Source organism: Shewanella canadensis, assembly GCF_003966225.1.
GTDB classification, from domain to species: Bacteria; Pseudomonadota; Gammaproteobacteria; order Enterobacterales; family Shewanellaceae; genus Shewanella; species Shewanella canadensis.
On the sequence record NZ_RXNU01000004.1, the window covers coordinates 484,991 to 503,756 of the forward strand.

19 protein-coding genes are annotated in these 18,766 nt (G+C 46.1%); all 19 read left to right on the top strand.

Going from position 1 to position 18,766, the window contains the following annotated elements:
- The first annotated feature begins 76 nt into the window (after positions 1 to 76).
- The 19 genes from EKG38_RS10505 (at position 77) to fliP (ending at position 18,763) form a co-directional block, all read left to right on the top strand.
- On the top strand, positions 77 to 466 hold the full coding sequence (locus EKG38_RS10505) for a flagellar protein FlaG (protein ID WP_126520199.1): 390 nt from the start codon (positions 77 to 79) through the stop codon (positions 464 to 466).
- 57 nt (positions 467 to 523) lie between these two features.
- Complete coding sequence (gene fliD, locus EKG38_RS10510) at positions 524 to 1,897, top strand: flagellar filament capping protein FliD (protein ID WP_126520200.1); 1,374 nt, start codon at positions 524 to 526, stop codon at positions 1,895 to 1,897.
- A gap of 28 nt (positions 1,898 to 1,925) precedes the next feature.
- Complete coding sequence (locus EKG38_RS10515) at positions 1,926 to 2,252, top strand: hypothetical protein (protein WP_126520201.1); 327 nt, start codon at positions 1,926 to 1,928, stop codon at positions 2,250 to 2,252.
- A gap of 10 nt (positions 2,253 to 2,262) precedes the next feature.
- Positions 2,263 to 2,673, top strand: coding sequence for a flagellar export chaperone FliS (gene fliS, locus EKG38_RS10520; protein WP_126520202.1), 411 nt, complete (start codon positions 2,263 to 2,265; stop codon positions 2,671 to 2,673).
- Positions 2,674 to 2,963: 290 nt separating this feature from the next.
- Complete coding sequence (locus EKG38_RS10525) at positions 2,964 to 4,397, top strand: sigma-54 dependent transcriptional regulator (protein ID WP_126520203.1); 1,434 nt, start codon at positions 2,964 to 2,966, stop codon at positions 4,395 to 4,397.
- A 139-nt stretch (positions 4,398 to 4,536) separates the two neighbouring features.
- The gene (locus tag EKG38_RS10530) at positions 4,537 to 5,652 is read left to right on the top strand and encodes a sensor histidine kinase (RefSeq protein ID WP_126520204.1); all 1,116 of its coding nucleotides are present in this window, start codon (positions 4,537 to 4,539) and stop codon (positions 5,650 to 5,652) included.
- Positions 5,645 to 7,003: a sigma-54-dependent transcriptional regulator gene (locus EKG38_RS10535; RefSeq protein WP_126520205.1), complete on the top strand. Its 1,359-nt coding sequence runs from the start codon at positions 5,645 to 5,647 to the stop codon at positions 7,001 to 7,003. Before EKG38_RS10530 ends, EKG38_RS10535 begins: the two co-directional genes overlap by 8 nt.
- Positions 7,004 to 7,325: 322 nt before the next feature.
- A complete protein-coding gene (gene fliE / locus EKG38_RS10540) occupies positions 7,326 to 7,658 on the top strand; it encodes a flagellar hook-basal body complex protein FliE (protein ID WP_012143401.1) in 333 nt (110 codons plus the stop codon).
- Positions 7,659 to 7,734: 76 nt separating this feature from the next.
- Complete coding sequence (gene fliF, locus EKG38_RS10545; protein ID WP_185826833.1) at positions 7,735 to 9,444, top strand: flagellar basal-body MS-ring/collar protein FliF; 1,710 nt, start codon at positions 7,735 to 7,737, stop codon at positions 9,442 to 9,444.
- On the top strand, positions 9,434 to 10,483 hold the full coding sequence (gene fliG, locus EKG38_RS10550) for a flagellar motor switch protein FliG (protein ID WP_126520207.1): 1,050 nt from the start codon (positions 9,434 to 9,436) through the stop codon (positions 10,481 to 10,483). Before fliF ends, fliG begins: the two co-directional genes overlap by 11 nt.
- Complete coding sequence (gene fliH, locus EKG38_RS10555) at positions 10,483 to 11,487, top strand: flagellar assembly protein FliH (protein WP_126520208.1); 1,005 nt, start codon at positions 10,483 to 10,485, stop codon at positions 11,485 to 11,487. Before fliG ends, fliH begins: the two co-directional genes overlap by 1 nt.
- A 120-nt stretch (positions 11,488 to 11,607) precedes the next feature.
- Complete coding sequence (gene fliI / locus EKG38_RS10560; protein ID WP_126520209.1) at positions 11,608 to 12,948, top strand: flagellar protein export ATPase FliI; 1,341 nt, start codon at positions 11,608 to 11,610, stop codon at positions 12,946 to 12,948.
- A gap of 66 nt (positions 12,949 to 13,014) precedes the next feature.
- On the top strand, positions 13,015 to 13,461 hold the full coding sequence (gene fliJ / locus EKG38_RS10565) for a flagellar export protein FliJ (protein WP_126520210.1): 447 nt from the start codon (positions 13,015 to 13,017) through the stop codon (positions 13,459 to 13,461).
- 157 nt (positions 13,462 to 13,618) lie between these two features.
- On the top strand, positions 13,619 to 15,451 hold the full coding sequence (locus EKG38_RS10570) for a flagellar hook-length control protein FliK (protein ID WP_246033130.1): 1,833 nt from the start codon (positions 13,619 to 13,621) through the stop codon (positions 15,449 to 15,451).
- Positions 15,452 to 15,570: 119 nt separating this feature from the next.
- Positions 15,571 to 16,092 (top strand): flagellar basal body-associated protein FliL, encoded by a 522-nt coding sequence (gene fliL / locus EKG38_RS10575; RefSeq protein ID WP_126520211.1) that lies wholly within the window; start codon positions 15,571 to 15,573, stop codon positions 16,090 to 16,092.
- A 41-nt stretch (positions 16,093 to 16,133) separates the two neighbouring features.
- Positions 16,134 to 17,159, top strand: a complete 1,026-nt coding sequence (gene fliM, locus EKG38_RS10580) for a flagellar motor switch protein FliM (protein ID WP_126520212.1) — start codon at positions 16,134 to 16,136, stop codon at positions 17,157 to 17,159.
- Between the two features lie 91 nt (positions 17,160 to 17,250).
- The gene (gene fliN, locus EKG38_RS10585) at positions 17,251 to 17,634 is read left to right on the top strand and encodes a flagellar motor switch protein FliN (protein WP_126520213.1); all 384 of its coding nucleotides are present in this window, start codon (positions 17,251 to 17,253) and stop codon (positions 17,632 to 17,634) included.
- Between the two features lie 20 nt (positions 17,635 to 17,654).
- Positions 17,655 to 18,020, top strand: a complete 366-nt coding sequence (fliO, locus tag EKG38_RS10590) for a flagellar biosynthetic protein FliO (RefSeq protein ID WP_439332652.1) — start codon at positions 17,655 to 17,657, stop codon at positions 18,018 to 18,020.
- Positions 18,014 to 18,763 carry a flagellar type III secretion system pore protein FliP gene (gene fliP, locus EKG38_RS10595; protein WP_439332653.1) on the top strand — a complete coding sequence of 250 codons (750 nt, stop codon included), beginning with the start codon at positions 18,014 to 18,016 and terminating at the stop codon, positions 18,761 to 18,763. Before fliO ends, fliP begins: the two co-directional genes overlap by 7 nt.
- Positions 18,764 to 18,766 lie beyond the last annotated feature (3 nt).

Genomic DNA, 18,766 nt, shown 5'->3' on the forward strand with positions numbered 1-18,766 from the left:
TAGAAAGGGAGGTTCGGCGACGGATCTCCCTTTAATGGTTTAAGGATAAACTAGGTAAGTTAGGAGGAGTATGGTCATGGACATCAATTTTACAAGCTCATCCAGCGCGGCAGCGACTAAGGTTGAGATCGGTACAGGAACTGTTAAAGCTGGAACCGTAGAAGGTGCAGAACTTGAGCCGAACACTATAATTAAAGCTGTAGAGGAAGTGGAAAAAGGTGCTTCCGAAGAGCCAAAGTTAAATGAAGAAGAGTTACAGAATTTAGTCGAAGACTTGTCCAGTATGATGTCAGTTATGCGTAAAGGGTTGGCATTTAAAATCGATGAACATTCTGGCACTAATGTTGTTAGTGTTATGGATATCGAATCAGGCGATCTGATTCGGCAGATCCCTAATGAAGAAGCGTTAAAATTAGCGAGGAAGTTGACTGAGGTAACGGGTCTTTTGATGCAAACAGAAGCCTGATTCTTCTTTCAAAGATTATTTAGCAGTAAGAGAATATTTGTTTAGTAAGAGGTTTTTATGGCATTAACGGCGACAGGAATAGGCTCTGGGCTCGATATTAACACTATTGTCGGTGTGCTTGTTGATGCTGAGAAAGTACCTAAAGAAGCAATGTTCGATAAAACTGAAAAGACGATCGATGCGAAAGTATCGGCGATAGGCACATTAAAGAGTGCCTTATCGACATTTCAGGACGCGTTAGAAAAGCTTCAAGATGGTGGTAGCTTAAACCAGAGAACCGTCTCCACTGGAGAAAGTAGTTATCTGACCGCAACTGCCGATAAAACATCACAATCCGGTAGTTATAATGTCAAGGTTGAACAGTTAGCTCAGCAGCATAAAGTTGCCGGTATCAATGTTGCCGATCCCAGCGTCCCAGTTGGAGAGGGGAGCTTAGATCTGACGGTTAACGGTAATAATTTTTCCGTAACTGTTGGTGCCACCGATTCACTCGAAGATATCGCTAATAATATCAATAGTGCAACCGATAACGTCGGTGTTACGGCGACGATTATTACCAGTGATGCGGGTAGCAGGCTGGTATTAAGTTCTGACACAGAAGGTACAGATAGCCAGATAGGCGTGGTAGCGAACGATACTGTGGGTACCGGGCTTAATGATATGTTTGGCGGTGCTAATCTTTCTGAACTTCAAATCGCAAAGAACTCGATAGTCCACGTCGATGGCCAGCAACTGACTTCTCAGACCAATGAAGTTAAAGGCGCCATTACCGGGGTGACGCTCAATCTGACAGATGCTGATTTGAGTAAAACAACCACGGTTAAAGTTGAGCTGGATAAAGACGCCGTTAAAGATAATGTGCAAGGCTTCGTCGATGCTTATAACAGTTTAATAGGTACTATCGATAAGCTCTCCGCTTATGATCTTGAGAAAAAGGAGGCCGCTGCACTGCAAGGGGACTCCATGATCCGCTCAATTGAATCCCAATTGAGGAATATGATCAGTTCAAGGGTCGATGTAGGAGGCGAGACTGTAGCATTATATGATATCGGTATAGAAGCGGACCGTTATGGAAAACTGTCTGTCGATAGTGACAAGCTTGATACCGCGATTGAAGAGAACATGAGCGGTATCGAAGGTCTGTTTTCGACGAAAGATACCGGAATTGCAAACCGTTTAGACACACTGGTTGAAAGCTATGTTAAACCGACTACCGGCTTGATTAACAGCAGAAATAATGCTTACACCAGTGATAAACAGCGCCTGGATGATCAGCGTGAAGCCTTTACCTTGAAGATGGAGCAATTAAACGCCAGATTGATGAAGCAGTTCAATGCGATGGATCTGATTGTCGGTAATTTAAATCAACAGTCTGCAGGGATTATTGGCGGCTTAAATGCTTTACCTGGCGTAGTTAGAACTCAAAACTAATCTGGGTGTTACTTGAATAGGAGGTCTCTTGCGAGCTCTACCTCAGCTGGAAAAATTAAATAAGTCTGTATCGGAAACTTTATCTGAGCTGGAGATCATTCCGGCAGAAGATGAGGCTGCTGATGAGTTGGTATTAAATTTGCAGGAGTTAGTGGGACAGCGTCAACTTTTACTCGAAGAGTTGCTAACTTCTCCAAAAGATGAAGATAGACCTGTGCTGGAAAGCCAATTAGCGTTAACGCAGCAATTTGAGCAGCAAGCTAAGCGAGTGTTACTGCACAGGCAAGAGCTTTTGCATCTTGGAAGAAAAAGTAAACGCCAAATTAATGTTTACAAATCAATAGGTGCCAAATAGGTAGGTATATATGAGAAAATCACTGCAATCATATCGAAAAGTGTCAGTTGAGAGTGAAATCTCGGTTGCTTCCCCCCACAGAATCATTCAGATGATGTTTGAAGGTGCACTGCAGCGTTTAGCTCAGAGTCGATATGCGATTGAGAATAACGATGTTGCCAATAAAGGGATCTATATTGGCAAGGCCATAGGCATTATTACCGGTTTAAATAACAGTTTGAATATGGAAGCTGGTGGAGATATTCCGACGAATTTAAGTGCTCTTTATGATTTTATGTTACGTCGCGTTTCTGAAGCGAATCTAAACAATGATGTTCAGGCGATCGATGATGTTTGTGACATTCTAAGAACCATTAAAGAGGGTTGGGATGCTATTCCGACCGAGCAACATCATATGGCATCACACAACGAAGCCGTGTAAATTCAAAATCGGTTTATGGGGGGGACCCCCCAAAATAATCGTCAAAAGTCAATTAATTGACAAGCGAATCTGGATTCGTTGAATATTTCAGCTAAAATCAATGGAGTGCAGCTAAAATCAATTCAGGTTTGCATTAAATGCATCAGAGACTTGCTAATAGCTTGCTGATAATACACTATTCCTTACGGTAGTGATTTTGTTCAGTTTGTATTGGAAACACTACACAGCTTTTTAAGCAACAAACACTAATAATTAATGCGAATAATAACGAGCGCTTTACGGCTTTTTTAATGATGCAAACAGATCAACGAATTCTACTTGTCGGTAACCAGTCTGAGCGAATTAATCGCTTGTCGTGCGTATTTGAGTTTTTAGGTGAGCAAGTTGAGCTGGTCGCAGTCGATAAGCTCGAACTGCGAATTCAAAACACTCGATTCAGAGCCTTGGTTATTTCAGTCGAAACTCAATCTAAAGAGTTACTTCAATCTCTTGCCGGGACATTGCCCTGGCAACCCATATTGCTGCTCGGAGATTTAACGGGCGTTACAGCATCTAATGTTTTGGGTCATATTGAGGAACCCCTCAATTATCCTCAATTGACCGAGCTGCTACATTTTTGTCAGGTCTTCGGCCAGGCTAAACGTCCGGATATTCCTACCAGCGTCAATCAGACTAAGTTATTCAGGAGTATGGTAGGACGAAGTGATGGTATTGCTCAGGTTCGTCACTTAATTAGTCAAGTTGCCAGCTCTGATGCTACGGTGTTGGTATTAGGTCAGTCCGGTACCGGTAAAGAGGTTGTAGCCCGTAATATTCACTATATCTCTGAGCGTCGCGATGGCCCTTTTATTCCAGTCAATTGTGGCGCCATTCCCGCAGAGCTCCTCGAAAGTGAGTTATTCGGTCATGAGAAGGGATCATTTACCGGTGCGATTAGTGCCCGTAAAGGACGCTTCGAATTAGCAGAGAAAGGCACTCTCTTTCTGGATGAGATCGGTGATATGCCTCTGCAGATGCAAGTGAAGCTATTGCGCGTGTTGCAGGAGAAGGTATTTGAACGGGTAGGGGGCTCAAAATCCATTACTACCGACGTTCGTGTTGTCGCCGCGACTCATCGAGATCTCGAAGAGATGATCACTAACGGTCAGTTTCGTGAAGATCTCTATTATCGATTGAATGTTTTCCCTATCGAAATGCCTGCCTTGTGCGAGAGAAAAGATGATATACCTCTCTTGCTTCAGGAGTTAGTCAGTCGGGTTTACAACGAAGGTCGTGGTAAGGTTCGTTTTACCCAAAGAGCGATAGAGTCGTTGAAGGAGCACGCCTGGGCTGGCAATGTGAGAGAACTCTCGAATTTGGTTGAGCGTCTTACCATTCTCTACCCCGGTGGATTGGTCGATGTTAATGATCTTCCTGTTAAGTATCGTCACATAGATGTGCCTGAATACTGTGTCGAGGTGAGTGAAGAGGAGCTTGAGCGTGATGCGTTAGCTTCGATATTCAGTAATGATGAACCGGTCGATATTCCTGAAACACGTTTTCCAAGCGAGCTACCTCCGGAAGGCGTTAATCTCAAAGACCTTCTCGCTGAGCTCGAGATAGATATGATTAGGCAAGCGTTAGAACAACAAGATAATGTCGTTGCCAGAGCGGCTGAAATGTTAGGTATCAGACGCACGACTCTCGTCGAAAAGATGAGAAAATATGGAATGGGAAAAGATTAAATAGAAGTTCCTAGGAACTAGTTTCTAGTTCCTAGTTCCTAGTTCCTAGTTCCTAGTTCCTAGTTCCTCGCCCCTTCTTTTCCTCTTGGCACACTTCGTGCACCCCCTCCGTTAGCAGCAATTTTTTGACGGAGTCGATATGTCCGTAAACCCTCAAATTCAACTTGATACTTTAAATCAGTACTCTCCGAGATGGTTGGAAACAGCACCTGCTGCCAACATGTCAAATCGAATGGAGCGCATCCTTCAGGCTATGCCTTCGGGAGTCGTGATCATTAATGGTGATGGGTTAGTCACGGATGCTAATCCAGTGGCCGTTGAACTATTGGGATTACCATTAGAGGGCTTAAGGTGGATTCAGGTCATTAACCGTGCCTTTTCTCCACAAGATGACGATGGCCATGAAGTTTCACTTCGTAACGGTCGCAGAGTTAAGCTCGCGATAACCCCGTTGACGCCAGAACCCGGCCAGCTGATAGTGCTGACGGATCTGACAGAAACCCGTCTGCTGCAAAAGAATTTATCTCACCTTCAGCGCCTTTCTGCACTAGGAAAGATGGTGGCAACGCTTGCTCATCAAGTGCGTACGCCATTGACTGCGGCCTTGCTATACGCCTCAAATTTAGCCAGCCCGAGAATATCTGAAGCTGCCAGAAGCCGTTTTCAGAAGAAGCTCGTCGATAGACTAAATGAGCTGGAACATCAGGTGAACGATATGTTGCTGATGGCAAAGGGACGTCAACAGGAGCAAGGTGAAGCAGAGACTGTCGATTCGATTATGGGAAGTGTACTGGCCAATTGCGAACCTATTGCAAAACAACATTCATGCAAGCTTGAATTTATCGATGAATCCAGTGGTGAGTTTCTTGCCAATGCCAGCGCATTAAGCTCTGCTATCAATAACCTTGTGGTTAACAGCATAGAAGCGGGCGCGACCCGGGTCGAGCTGAAGGGTCGAGAATCGGCTCACGAACTTCAGATCGATGTCACCGACAATGGCAAAGGCTTAGATAAGTCGATGCAGAAGAAAGTGATGGAACCCTTTTTTACGACTAAACCCCAGGGAACAGGGCTTGGCCTCGCTGTTGTTCAGTCGGTGGTGGCTAATCATGGCGGAAAGATTCACTTTAGGTGCGAGAAAGGAATGGGTTGCAGAGCTTCCTTACACTTTCCCAAGTTACAACAAATGACAGATAAAGAAGATCTTTTACAGGAAGGTTTATCTAAACAAGCTGAGGAGTCATCTCATGTCTGAAGGCAAAATACTCTTGGTTGAGGATGACCATTCGCTCAGGGAAGCCCTATTAGATACGCTATTGCTGGCACAATATGAGTGCACCGATGTCGGCTCTGCTGAAGAGGCCATCATTAAGCTGAAAGATGAATCATTCGATATGGTGATAAGTGATGTGCAGATGGAGGGGATTGGAGGCATAGGTTTGCTCAATTACCTTCATCAAAATACTCAAATACCAGTGCTGTTAATGACGGCGTATGCCACCATCGATAATGCGGTTAATGCGATTAAATTGGGCGCTGTCGATTATCTGGCAAAACCCTTTGCTCCCGAGGTGTTATTAAATCAGGTTTCTCGTTATATGAAGCCTAAACTGGTACAAGATCAACCCATCGTCGCCGATGACAAGAGTCTTGCGTTACTCAGTTTGGCTCAAAAGGTGGCTGCATCCGATGCTTCCGTGATGATTATGGGGCCGAGTGGTTCAGGAAAAGAGGTGTTGGCGCGCTATATTCATCAAAACAGCAGTCGCGTCGATGGTCCGTTTGTGGCAATTAATTGTGCCGCGATTCCTGAGAACATGCTAGAAGCCACTCTTTTTGGTTATGAGAAAGGGGCCTTTACCGGTGCCTATCAGGCTTGCCCCGGAAAATTTGAACAGGCGCAGGGAGGGACACTGCTGCTGGATGAAATTTCCGAGATGGAGCTGGGACTACAGGCCAAGCTTTTGCGTGTTCTTCAAGAGCGCGAGGTTGAGCGACTCGGGGGGCGTAAGAATATCAAACTGGATGTCAGAGTGCTCGCGACGTCGAATCGTGATCTTAAGTCTCTGGCGAGCTCTGGGGAGTTTCGTGAGGATCTTTATTACCGAATCAACGTCTTTCCACTGACATGGCCGGCGTTAAACCAAAGGCCGGCTGATATCTTACCGCTAGCCAGGCACTTACTGTTAAGACATGCCACGTCATCGGGATTAGCCGAAGTACCTGAGCTCGATGAAGGTGCTTCAAGGCGCTTATTGACACACCGCTGGCCCGGCAATGTCAGAGAGTTAGATAATGTGATCCAACGAGCCTTGATACTTCAAAGCGGCACGGTTATCAGCGTTAATGACCTCATAATAGACTCACAGGATGGATTGCTTAATCAGGATACATTCGATATCGCGCAAAATATTGAACCTAAGCCTGCCGAACTCGATGGGCTCGGGGATGAGCTAAAGGCCCAAGAGCACGTCATTATTCTCGAGACGCTGACTCAATGTCAGGGAAGTCGTAAGCTTGTCGCCGAAAAGTTAGGAATAAGTGCAAGAACCCTCAGGTATAAGATGGCCAAAATGCGGGATATGGGAATACAGATCCCGGCTTAAAAGCTAAGAATGACGCCCTGCGGGCTACTAGGACGCTCGCAGGCTCACTGCTAGGACGGACTTCGTCCTGATAGGTTCTAGCAAAGCAAAAGCACAAGCTTGTATTGGTTAGGTTTTAAGTTCATTTTCCCCAACCTAGAACCTAGGAGAAGCAGCGCGACGCCCTCGAAGTGACGAAGTCACGTCCTAGCAGCGTAGCGCTCTTCTTAGCTCCCCCCTTCTGTTTAACTTGGCAAACTTATTGCATCATCATAACTATCTGTAATTTTCGTCAACTATTCGTCACTTTATATTCAAGAAGGACGGCGATAGGGAGCATGTTATGCAAATCGGTGCCAATTCATTACTGCAAGAGATGCAGTCACTAAGCGGTGAAATTCCTGCTGGCGGCATTAATACCCAAATTACCAGACAGGTTAATAATACCTCCGGCAGTAATTTTGGTGAGCTCCTTTCTCAAGCCGTGGGCAGTGTGGGTGAACTTCAAGCCAACTCAGCTTCTATGGCTAGTCGGCTGGATATGGGGGATACAAGCGTGACTTTATCCGATACCGTCATCGCCAGAGAGAAAGCGAGTGTTGCTTTTGAGGCAACGGTTCAAGTTCGAAACAAGTTTGTCGAAGCTTATAAACAAATTATGAGTATGCCTGTATAATTTCGGGTAATCGAAATTTGAGTTAATACTAAAAAATTATGGATAGAACAAGCAGGTATCTATTGTGAGTACTGATATGGTTGTAGGTACAAATTCCACATTGGCAAGCGATGGCATTGCAGGTGGTGTACAAGAAGAAAACAAGTCTGGCGGTATCGGCTCTTTTGGTGGAGTCGATATGTTACGACAGGTGACCATGATCCTTGCACTTGCAATCTGTCTTGCGCTTGCTGTATTTGTCATGTTGTGGGCACAGGAACCCGAATACAGACCCTTGGGTAAAATGTCTACTCAAGAGATGATCCAAGTTTTGGATGTACTCGATAAGAATAAGATCAAGTATGAGATAGATGTCGATGTCGTGAAGGTACCCGAAGACAAGTATCAAGATGTAAAGTTGATGCTGAGTCGCGAAGGTGTTGACAGCGCTACCAGTCGCGGCGATTACCTGAGTCAAGACAGTGGTTTCGGCGTCAGCCAAAGAATGGAGCAGGCCAGACTCAAGCATAGTCAAGAGTTAAACTTGGCCAGAGCCATCGAAGAATTAAGAAACGTGACCCGCGCAAAAGTAATTTTAGCGATTCCTAAAGAAAATGTATTTGCACGTAATCGCTCTAAGCCTAGTGCTACGGTTGTGATTAATGCTCGCCGTGGAAGTCTCGGTCAGGAAGAAGTTGATTCAATTGTTGATATTGTGGCATCTGCAGTTCAAGGACTAGAGCCCACACGTGTGACAGTGACAGATTCTAATGGCAGATTACTTAACTCCGGCAGCCAGGATGCGGTTTCGGCTCGTGCTCGTCGCGAACAAGAGTTGGTTCAACAAAAAGAGTCAGAATATCGAAACAAAGTAGAATCGATACTGATGCCAATCTTGGGGCCAGAGAACTTTACCTCTCAAGTCGATGTTAGCATGGACTTTACTTCAGTTGAGCAGACGGCTAAGCGATATAATCCTGACCTGCCAGCGCTTCGTAGTGAGATGACCGTCGAAAATAATTCGAACGGTGCCACCACTGGTGGCATTCCTGGAGCCTTGTCTAACCAACCTCCCATGGAAGCCAATATTCCACAAGAAGCGTTAAATAATCAGGCCGGCGCCGAGTCTAATTCATCTTCTGGCTCATCTCATAGGGAAGCGACCCGAAACTTCGAACTCGATACGACTATCAGCCATACAAGGCAGCAGATTGGTGTGGTGAGACGAGTCAGTGTCTCTGTAGCCGTCGATTTTAAGTCCGGCAGTGTCGGTGAAGATGGTCAAGTCAATCGTGTGCCAAGAACCGAACAGGAATTATCAAATATCCGTCGCTTACTCGAAGGTGCAGTGGGCTTCACTACCCAGCGAGGTGACATAATCGAAGTTGTTACCGTTCCCTTTATGGATCAGTTGATCGAGGAGGTCCCCGCCCCCGAATTGTGGGAGCAACCATGGTTTTGGCGTGCAATTAAGCTAGCCCTGGGTGGCATTGTTATCTTGGTGCTTATTCTTGCGGTTGTCAGACCCATGTTAAAACGACTCATCTATCCCGATAGTGTTAAATTGCCGGATGAGCCAAGGTTTGGTGATGAACTGGCCGAGATTGAAGATCAATATGCTTCAGATACATTAGGTATGTTGAACAGGCCAGAAGCTGAATACAGTTACGCCGACGATGGCTCAATTTTGATACCTGATCTTCACAAAGATGATGATATGATTAAAGCAATTAGGGCACTGGTGGCAAATGAGCCTGAACTGTCGACACAAGTCGTAAAGGGTTGGTTACAAGACAATGAGCAATGATAACGAGAATCAAGTTAAGCCCAAAGGTGGCAGTTTTAGTGTCGATGATCTTTCCGGTACTGAAAAAACGGCCATCTTATTGCTGAGCTTAAGCGAAGCCGATGCGGCTTCAATTTTGAAACATCTTGAACCTAAACAAGTTCAGAAAGTGGGCATGGCAATGGCTGCGATGCAAGATTTTGGTCAAGAAAAAGTCATTGCTGTTCATCAGCTATTTTTGGATGAAGTTCAGAAGTACTCCTCAATTGGTTTTAACAGTGAGGAGTTCGTCCGTAAGGCGTTGACTGCGGCATTGGGCGAAGACAAGGCCGGTAATCTGATTGAACAGATCATCATGGGCAGCGGCGCTAAAGGCCTCGAATCGCTTAAGTGGATGGATGCACGTCAAGTTGCCACCATCATCCAGAATGAGCACCCCCAGATCCAAACCATTGTTCTCTCGTACCTGGAACCGGATCAGGCCGCCGAAATTTTTGCTCAGTCGCCGGAAAATACCCGTCTCGATCTGATGATGCGAATCGCGAATTTGGAAGAGGTGCAACCGGCCGCGCTACAAGAGTTGAACGATATTATGGAGAAGCAGTTTGCAGGCCAGGGCGGTGCTCAAGCCGCCAAGATGGGTGGATTGAAAGCGGCTGCTAACATCATGAACTATCTCGATACCGGTGTTGAGAGCCAGCTGATGGAGACCATGAGAGAGTCGGATGAAGAGATGGCTCAGCAGATACAAGATTTGATGTTTGTCTTCGAGAATCTCATCGATGTTGATGACATAGGTATTCAGACTCTTCTGCGTGAAATCCAGCAGGACGTGTTAATGAAGGCGCTTAAAGGCGCAGATGATCCGCTTAAGGATAAGATTTTAGGCAATATGTCTAAGCGCGCTGCAGAGCTACTGCGCGATGATCTTGAGGCTATGGGGCCAATCAGAATTAGTGAAGTCGAAGTGGCTCAAAAAGAGATCCTCTCTATCGCACGACGTCTGAGTGACAGCGGGGAAATTATGTTAGGCGGCAGTGGTGGTGAAGAGTTCTTATAATGAAACCAAATAGCCCCGATAAGCCCGATGAAGATAATAAACCTGAGTCTGAAATGGACTTCAGTCATTGGCAAATTCCCGATGTGACCCAAGTCGCCCCCGATGATGTATCAAATTTGTTCGGACGCAAGGCTGCTCACCATGAACACGTCGAAGAAACTGAGGCTTTTTCCCCTCCCACGCTCAGTGAAATTGAAGATATCCGAAAACAAGCAGAGCAGGATGGGTTCACTGAAGGAAAGGGTGAGGGTTACAAAGCGGGCATAGAGAGTGGTCGTTTGGAAGGGATGAAACAGGGACATAGTGAAGGGTTTGAGCAAGGCCAGGAGCAAGGCTATCAGGAGGGCGTCGAACAAGCTAAAGTGTTAATCAATCGGTTTGAATCCTTATTGTCTCAATTTGAAAAGCCGATGCAGCTGCTCGACAACGAAATAGAGCTGGAGCTCGTTCAATTGACGATGAAGTTGTCGAAAGCCGTGGTTGGACATGAACTAAAAACCCACCCTGAACATATTCTTTCGGCATTAAGGTTGGGGGTCGACTCTTTACCGATAAAGGAGCAAGGCATTAATATTCGTCTGCATCCTGATGATTATCAGCTCGTTCAAGAGCTATATAGCGTTAATCAGTTAGAGAAAAATCGTTGGGAGCTGGAAGCCGAACCGAGTTTGAGCCCCGGTGACTGTGTCATTCATAGCCAGCGAAGTAGCGTAGATATGCGTCTTGATACACGGATTAACTCGGTTCTTGAGGAGTTAGAGGGTCACCAGCAACATCTGGCTCAAACTATTGATCAGCAAAAGCAGGAGTTAGACTCTGTGGCTAATGTTGCCGTTCCCTCTTCGGCAGCTGTGCCAGAACATAACTCAAATAACTCAGAGCAGCAAATTCAGCCAGATAGCCACCCGCAGCAGGTCAGCATGGATAACCCCGGTAACACTGATGCGCTGTCAGGTGAGGATTCCAGAGATGAGTCACCTTCCGGAGACCCGGATGAGCAATAAGTATCGGTGGGTGGATATTTACCCGATAATGACTCGAGTTAATACTATCCACCTTCATACTATCCACCTGTAGCCAGTAGCTTAACAACCCCAGTATTCAATGAATAGGCGAAGAACATCATGCGCAGCCGCCAAAACCAACTACTCAGCAAAATTAAGCATCAATCAATCAAGGTGCATCCCTTCGTCGCGGAGGCGAGCGGCCAGTTGGTCCGTGTTGTGGGTCTCACGCTCGAGGCCACTGGTTGTCGTGCACCGATAGGAAGCCTGTGTAGCATTGAAACCTTAGCCGGTGATCTGGTTGCAGAGGTGATAGGCTTCGATGGTGAACTGCTTTATCTGATGCCAATCGAAGAGCTACGAGGTGTATTGCCAGGGGCTAAAGTTACTCCTCTAGGTGAGCAAACGGGTCTGAATGTGGGGATGTCACTTCTTGGCAGAGTACTCGATGGTAGTGGCCATCCTCTCGATGGGCTAGGCCGGTTACAAACCGAGCAAAGAGCCCCGAGGCATTCACAAGTGATTAACCCGTTATCGCGAAGGGCCATCACAGAGCCGCTGGATGTGGGGGTAAGGGCTATCAATGCCATGCTAACCGTGGGTAAAGGGCAACGTATGGGGCTTTTTGCCGGTTCTGGTGTGGGTAAGAGTGTGCTACTTGGCATGATGACGAGAGGGACGACCGCCGATGTGATTGTTGTTGGCCTGGTGGGGGAGCGTGGACGAGAAGTTAAAGAGTTTATTGAAGACATTCTAGGTGAAGAGGGGCGTGCCCGTTCGGTTGTTGTCGCAGCGCCTGCAGATACGTCACCCTTGATGCGCCTACGAGCCTGCGAAACTTCCACAAGAATAGCCGAATATTTCAGAGACCTGGGTTATAACGTACTTTTACTGATGGACAGCTTGACTCGTTACGCTCAGGCGCAGCGTGAGGTTGCGCTAGCCGTCGGTGAGCCGCCGGCTACCAAGGGATATCCTCCATCGGTATTCGCCAAGTTACCTAAACTCGTTGAACGTGCCGGAAATGGCGGGCCTGGTCAAGGCTCTATCACTGCTTTTTATACGGTACTGACTGAAGGCGATGATCTGCAAGATCCCATTGCCGATGCGGCCAGAGCGATTCTCGATGGTCATATTGTGTTATCCCGTAGTTTAGCCGATTCAGGCCATTATCCAGCGATCGATATTGAAGCCTCTATCAGTCGTGTAGCCCCTATGGTGATAAGCCCTGAACACCTAGAGTCGATGCGTTGTGTCAAGCATGTATATTCCTTGTTTCAGCAGAATAAAGACCTCATCTCTATCGGTGCCTATACTCAAGGAAGCGATCCGAGAATAGATAATGCTATCCGCTTGCAACCGGCGATGAATGCCTTTTTACGACAAACTATGAAAGAGACGCTCAGCTTCGATAGCAGTGCGCTAATGCTCTCTCAATTGGGTGCGCAGTGTAAGGTATGAATGAGTTTCTAGGTCCTAGGCACTAGGACCTAGAGTCTAGAACCTTCTCTTATTCCAGGAATATTAATGGCCAAGCATGATCCGTTAGATACAGTTTTAAAGCTGGCAACAGAAGCAGAAGAGCAAGCTGCACTTCAGTTGCAGTCAGCCCAGTTGGCACTTCAGAAATGTCAGAGTCAGTTGGGAGCGTTGAGAAATTATCGATTAGACTATATGAAACAGATGGAAACTAATCATGGTAAGACGATCAGTGCCAGTTATTATCATCAATTCCATCAGTTTGTTCGCCAGATTGATGATGCCATTGTCAAACAGATCACATCGATTACTGAAGCCGATACTCAGAGACTTTATCGTCAACAATATTGGCAGGAGAAGCAGCAAAAGCGCAAGGCGGTCGAACTCTTGCTTGCCCATAAAGCCGAGAAGGCGCAACTGGCAGAGTTAAGGCTGGAGCAGAAATTAACTGATGAATTTGCCTCACAACAGTTTTATCGAAAGCGTTCTCGTTAGCGGCGTTACTCGCATTTTCTTATTACAGACTGCATTTGTTGGCATTTTAATTGCTTGTAATCTTTATGCAATTATAGATTGACCGATTTCGGTCGATAATTTGACGCTATGTACAGCTCCATATGTTAAGTGGACTATAGCGGCAGTTGGAGGCTTCATGCAGAAAATGACAAATGTACTTTTACCTAATGCTGAGATAACTGCTGAGAGTAACGCCTCTGCCGGCATTAAGAAAAGTACCCATTCAGAAAGTCGACCATCTGGAATTCAATCCTCTGAAACCCAATCCTCTGAAAAGAGTGACTTTTATGCCGCGCTGGAACAGGCAAGTAATCATGCCGATAACTCCTCTGAAAAATCAAATAAGACAAAAGAGACGCGTATCGATGCCGTTGATAATGAGGGTAAGTCTTCACAGAGCAAGGAGCAGCTTGATGCTGAAGGGGATACCACCAATGTGGATCATGTTTTAGCTCAGCTGACCCTTGCCAGTGAGCTCGATAATACCGATAGTCTGGACTTTAGCGGTAAACTCTTGCCGCTCAATGCCGATTTGGCATCGAATACCCTGTCACAAGAGTCAGAGCTTGCTTTCAACTTCAATAAGTTTGGAAGTAATACAACTCAGGAGTCAGAGCTGACGACCGATCTTGTCCAGGGGGAGTCACAGGAGTCAGAACTTGCTCTTAAAACCGGTGGCGCAGCTGAAACCGGTCTTGAATCCACAGAATCTATCGATCAGGAGATGATGAGTCTGCTGATGGCTAAAACGGGGTTGTCAAAAGAGGAGCTGCAGGCCCTGCCTGCTGAAAAATTAACAGAGCTGGCAGCATTAGCTAAAGCCGGTGCGACGAATTTTCAACAAGTTCTAGATGACAATATCACGGTGGCTTCGAATCAAGCATCACTGACTAATCCGGGCAGTGTACAAGGGGCTGGCAATGTTCAGGGCGCTGCATCGGGAAATCCTGCCAGTGAAGGGGGATCGTCGGATCGAAATTCAAGCTCATTTGCCACGGGGACAAATGGTTTAGGTCAAGCAGGCATAAGTCAAGCGGGACCCGAGAGCAAAGGAAACCAAGCTGTAAAAGTCGACCCATTAACGGCTTTAAATGGCAGCGATCAGTCCAGTGTTCCTAAAGAGGGTGAACTAAAACAAAGTGGTGTAAACCTTGGTGATACTAAGTTCGTAGAGATTAAGTCAGTCGAAGCCAAGCTCGCTGAGACTAAGCCAATTGAGACTAAGACCACCGAAGCTAAGTCTAACGATGCTAAGTTGAGTAATATCCTCGGTGAAAAGTCCACTCTTGAAGTCGATAAAAACCTTCAGGTTAACAACAAGAGTGCGGGACTTGCCCCTGAAGCCGTCGCGCAACAGTTGAAAGGAGCCGAGCTCTCGGTGCAGTTAACACCGATAAAAGCTGCAATGGAACTCTCGCCCGCTCAAAGTGAACCAGTGGCAGAGATAAAGATTTTTCAGACAACGGTGCCAACCCCCCCGGCGAGCCGAGGTGAAGTCCCTCAATTTCAGTTATCGTTGAGACAGAATAACGAGCAACAAAATACGATGCAGGAGATGATCCAACGGTTCTCTCCGGTGATGAAACAACAATTGATGACGATGGTGAGCCAAGGCGTACAGCATGCGGAGATCAGGCTCGACCCGGCAGAGTTAGGACAGATGATGGTGAGGATTCAGGTTCAAGGCGATCAGACACAGGTCCAATTCCAAGTAACCCAGCATCAAACTCGAGATTTGATTGAGCAGGCGATCCCCAGACTAAGAGATCTGCTTTCTGAACAGGGCATGCAATTAACCGACAGTCACGTTTCTCAGGGGGATACAGGTCAAGGGGAGCGTGGAGAACATGGAAGTGATGAAAACCTAGGTCGTTATGGCAATGACATGGATGAAATAGCAGCAGAAGAGTCACTATTAAGCATAAATCAGACAACAAGTTATAGTTCGGGTATAGATTATTATGCATAAGCAGGTAACCTATAGTGCTAGAAAAGCAGTTATTGAAAATTAAGTGCTGTCGGGACAAGATAGAAGGCATCACAACGCGCCAATAACAGGCTTAGTTACGTCTTAAGAAGGGAAATCAGATGGCTGAAGAAGAATCATTAGAGTTAGAAGAGAACCAAGAGCCTAAAAGTAAGAAAAAATTGGTGATCTTTGGTGCCATAGGCCTGGTACTGGTACTTCTTATTGGTGGTGGACTCTGGTTTTTTCTTGGTTCGAGTGACACCGCGGATACTGCCGATACCGAGGCGGTTTCCACTGAGAGCGATGAACCTGTCAATACCGGCGAAGCCTACTATGTAGGTATGCCCAGACCATTTTTGTTTAACCTTCCCGGGGCGAATCGCTCAAGATTGGTTGAAATTAAAGTTCAGTTAATGGTGCGTGGAAGCGAAGATGACCTCTTGATTAAAAAGCACATTCCATTAATTGAAGATGCGTTACTGACTACGTTTAGTAGCGCTGATGTTCAGAAGTTGAGTTCACTTGCCGGTAAGGACGAAATGCGTCAGATGGCTCTGCTCAATGTTCAAAATACTCTGCAACCGGTAACCGGAAGAAAAGTCGTTGAAAAAGTCCTGTTTACCGGTTTTGTTATGCAGTAATTCGAAAACATATCCTATTTAAAAGTTAAAAAGGCACTATTGTGAGTGATCTATTAAGCCAAGACGAAATTGATGCGTTACTGCATGGTGTAGATGACGTAGAAGAAGATGAGGTAGACGAGGGGTTTGATGCCCGCTCCTATGACTTCTCTTCGCAAGACCGTATTGTCCGTGGACGAATGCCTACGCTGGAGATTGTGAATGAGCGTTTCGCTCGCCATTTACGGATCAGCATGTTCAACATGATGCGCCGAGCTGCCGAAGTGTCCATTAACGGTGTTCAAATGCTTAAGTTTGGCGAATATGTCCATACTCTATTTGTTCCTACCAGTCTTAATATGGTGCGTTTTAGTCCTTTAAAAGGAACAGCCCTTATCACCATGGAAGCAAGGTTAGTCTTTATCTTAGTAGATAACTTCTTCGGTGGCGATGGACGCTTTCACGCTAAGATTGAGGGCCGTGAATTCACCCCAACTGAACGGCGTATCGTACAGTTACTGCTGAAGATCATCTTCGAAGACTATAAAGATGCCTGGGCGCCGGTGATGGATGTCGAGTTCGAATATTTGGATTCTGAAGTCAACCCGGCTATGGCTAACATTGTTAGCCCGACCGAAGTAGTTGTTGTCAGTTCCTTCCATATCGAAGTCGATGGCGGCGGCGGCGATTTTCATATCACCATGCCTTATTCGATGATTGAGCCCATTAGAGAACTGCTCGATGCCGGTGTACAAAGCGATACACAAGATACCGATATGCGTTGGTCGCAGGCCTTAAAAGACGAGATTATGGATGTTGATGTGGGCATAGATGCGACCATAGTGGAGCATAAGCTTACGCTAAAAGATGTGATGGAATTTAAACAAGGGGATGTGATCACCGTTGAATTGCCGGAACATATCGTTATGAGGGTCGAAGATCTACCGACTTACCGATGCAAACTCGGTACCTCGCGTGATAATTTAGCGTTGAGAATATGTGAAACTATTCAAAGACCGGAGTCGGCCAAGAGCGAACTGCAACTGGTCGCTCGAAAGGCTAAGGTTAGAGAAGCTCAAGAATTATAAGTTAATAGTCATGAGCAGAAGGTTATAGGTTCTAAATTCGACCCTCGACACTAAGCATTAAGAGATATTAAAAATATTTAAGGTAAAAAAGATGAGTACTGAAGATACAGGTGATGATTGGGCTGAAGCGATGGCAGAGCAGGCCATAGAAGAGGCGCAGGCTGTCGAACTCGACGAGTTAACCGATACCGCTGCCGCGCTTTCTGAAGACGATGTCGCCAAGCTCGATTCAATAATGGATATCCCTGTGACTATCTCGATGGAGGTGGGTCGTAGTTTTATCAGTATCCGGAATTTATTGCAGCTCAACCAAGGCTCTGTGGTCGAATTAGATCGTGTCGCGGGTGAGCCGTTAGACGTGATGGTCAACGGCACATTAATCGCTCATGGGGAGGTGGTGGTTGTGAACGATAAATTTGGTATTCGTTTGACTGACGTGATCAGCCAGACTGAACGAATTAAAAAGCTTAAATAAAGGCTGTTATGATTATCTCAATGTTAGCAGCGGGTGCTGCTACGACAGCTACTGTAGCCTCAGCGGTAGAAAAAGACTCGGCAATGGCTACGTTAGCTAACATGCTGGGTGGCTTAATTGTCGTCCTTATCCTGATCTTCGTTTTGGCTTATATCGTGAGGCGGTTTAATCTAGTCCCCGCAAGCAGCAATGTGCTTAAAGTGGTTGCTGCAACGTCGTTAGGGCAGAGAGAGAAGGTGGTATTAGTCGAGGTCGATGGTCAGCAATATCTACTGGGCGTGACTTCTCAACAGGTTAATTTAATAGATAAGCTGGAAACTGTGGTAAATACTGAGATGGATTCATTTGCCAGCCGATTACTTCAAGCAAAGTCAAAACAATCATGAAACGGATCCTGATTTTTACTGCGTTTAGCCTATTACTTATTTCGCCGGAGGCTTTCTCACAAGGAGGCGTTCTGCCAGCCGTAACAGTGACAACTGGCCCACAGGGCGAGACGCAATACTCTGTGACTATGCAGATACTCTTGTTGATGACCTCGCTGAGTTTTCTGCCTGCCATGGTTATTATGTTAACCTCATTTACGCGAATCATCGTTGTCCTGTCTATTCTTCGTCAGGCGATTGGTCTGCAGCAAGCACCGTCTAATCAGGTGTTGATCGGAATGAGTCTGTTCCTCACTTTTTTTATTATGTCGCCCGTTTTTGATAAGGTTTACGATGATGCGGTCAAGCCCTATATGGAAGAGAGCATGGGCATCGAGGAGGCCTTTAATAAGGGTAAGGAGCCGATAAAGACATTCATGTTGGCGCAGACCCGTGTGACCGATCTCGATACTTTCATTCAGATCTCCGGCTATCAGAACATTAACTCACCGGAAGAAGCGCCGATGAGTGTGATCATTCCCTCTTTTATCACCAGCGAGTTAAAAACGGCCTTCCAGATTGGGTTTATGCTGTTCGTCCCATTTCTCGTTCTGGATTTAGTGGTCGCCAGTATCTTGATGGCCATGGGTATGATGATGCTTTCACCTATGATTGTCTCACTTCCTTTTAAAATTATGTTGTTTGTTCTCGTCGATGGTTGGAGCCTTGTAATGGGGACTCTAGCCAACAGTTTTGGGACCTAGGAG

Excerpts from the sequence above, each read along its gene's own strand:
- EKG38_RS10505 (WP_126520199.1), top strand. The coding sequence starts at position 77 with ATGGACATCAATTTTACAAGCTCATCCAGCGCGGCAGCGACTAAGGTT.
- fliD (WP_126520200.1), top strand. The coding sequence starts at position 524 with ATGGCATTAACGGCGACAGGAATAGGCTCTGGGCTCGATATTAACACT.
- fliS (WP_126520202.1), top strand. The coding sequence starts at position 2,263 with ATGAGAAAATCACTGCAATCATATCGAAAAGTGTCAGTTGAGAGTGAA.
- EKG38_RS10525 (WP_126520203.1), top strand. The coding sequence starts at position 2,964 with ATGATGCAAACAGATCAACGAATTCTACTTGTCGGTAACCAGTCTGAG.
- EKG38_RS10530 (WP_126520204.1), top strand. The coding sequence starts at position 4,537 with ATGTCCGTAAACCCTCAAATTCAACTTGATACTTTAAATCAGTACTCT.
- EKG38_RS10535 (WP_126520205.1), top strand. The coding sequence starts at position 5,645 with ATGTCTGAAGGCAAAATACTCTTGGTTGAGGATGACCATTCGCTCAGG.
- fliE (WP_012143401.1), top strand. The coding sequence starts at position 7,326 with ATGCAAATCGGTGCCAATTCATTACTGCAAGAGATGCAGTCACTAAGC.
- fliF (WP_185826833.1), top strand. The coding sequence starts at position 7,735 with ATGGTTGTAGGTACAAATTCCACATTGGCAAGCGATGGCATTGCAGGT.
- fliG (WP_126520207.1), top strand. The coding sequence starts at position 9,434 with ATGAGCAATGATAACGAGAATCAAGTTAAGCCCAAAGGTGGCAGTTTT.
- fliH (WP_126520208.1), top strand. The coding sequence starts at position 10,483 with ATGAAACCAAATAGCCCCGATAAGCCCGATGAAGATAATAAACCTGAG.
- fliI (WP_126520209.1), top strand. The coding sequence starts at position 11,608 with ATGCGCAGCCGCCAAAACCAACTACTCAGCAAAATTAAGCATCAATCA.
- fliJ (WP_126520210.1), top strand. The coding sequence starts at position 13,015 with ATGGCCAAGCATGATCCGTTAGATACAGTTTTAAAGCTGGCAACAGAA.
- EKG38_RS10570 (WP_246033130.1), top strand. The coding sequence starts at position 13,619 with ATGCAGAAAATGACAAATGTACTTTTACCTAATGCTGAGATAACTGCT.
- fliL (WP_126520211.1), top strand. The coding sequence starts at position 15,571 with ATGGCTGAAGAAGAATCATTAGAGTTAGAAGAGAACCAAGAGCCTAAA.
- fliN (WP_126520213.1), top strand. The coding sequence starts at position 17,251 with ATGAGTACTGAAGATACAGGTGATGATTGGGCTGAAGCGATGGCAGAG.
- fliO (WP_439332652.1), top strand. The coding sequence starts at position 17,655 with ATGTTAGCAGCGGGTGCTGCTACGACAGCTACTGTAGCCTCAGCGGTA.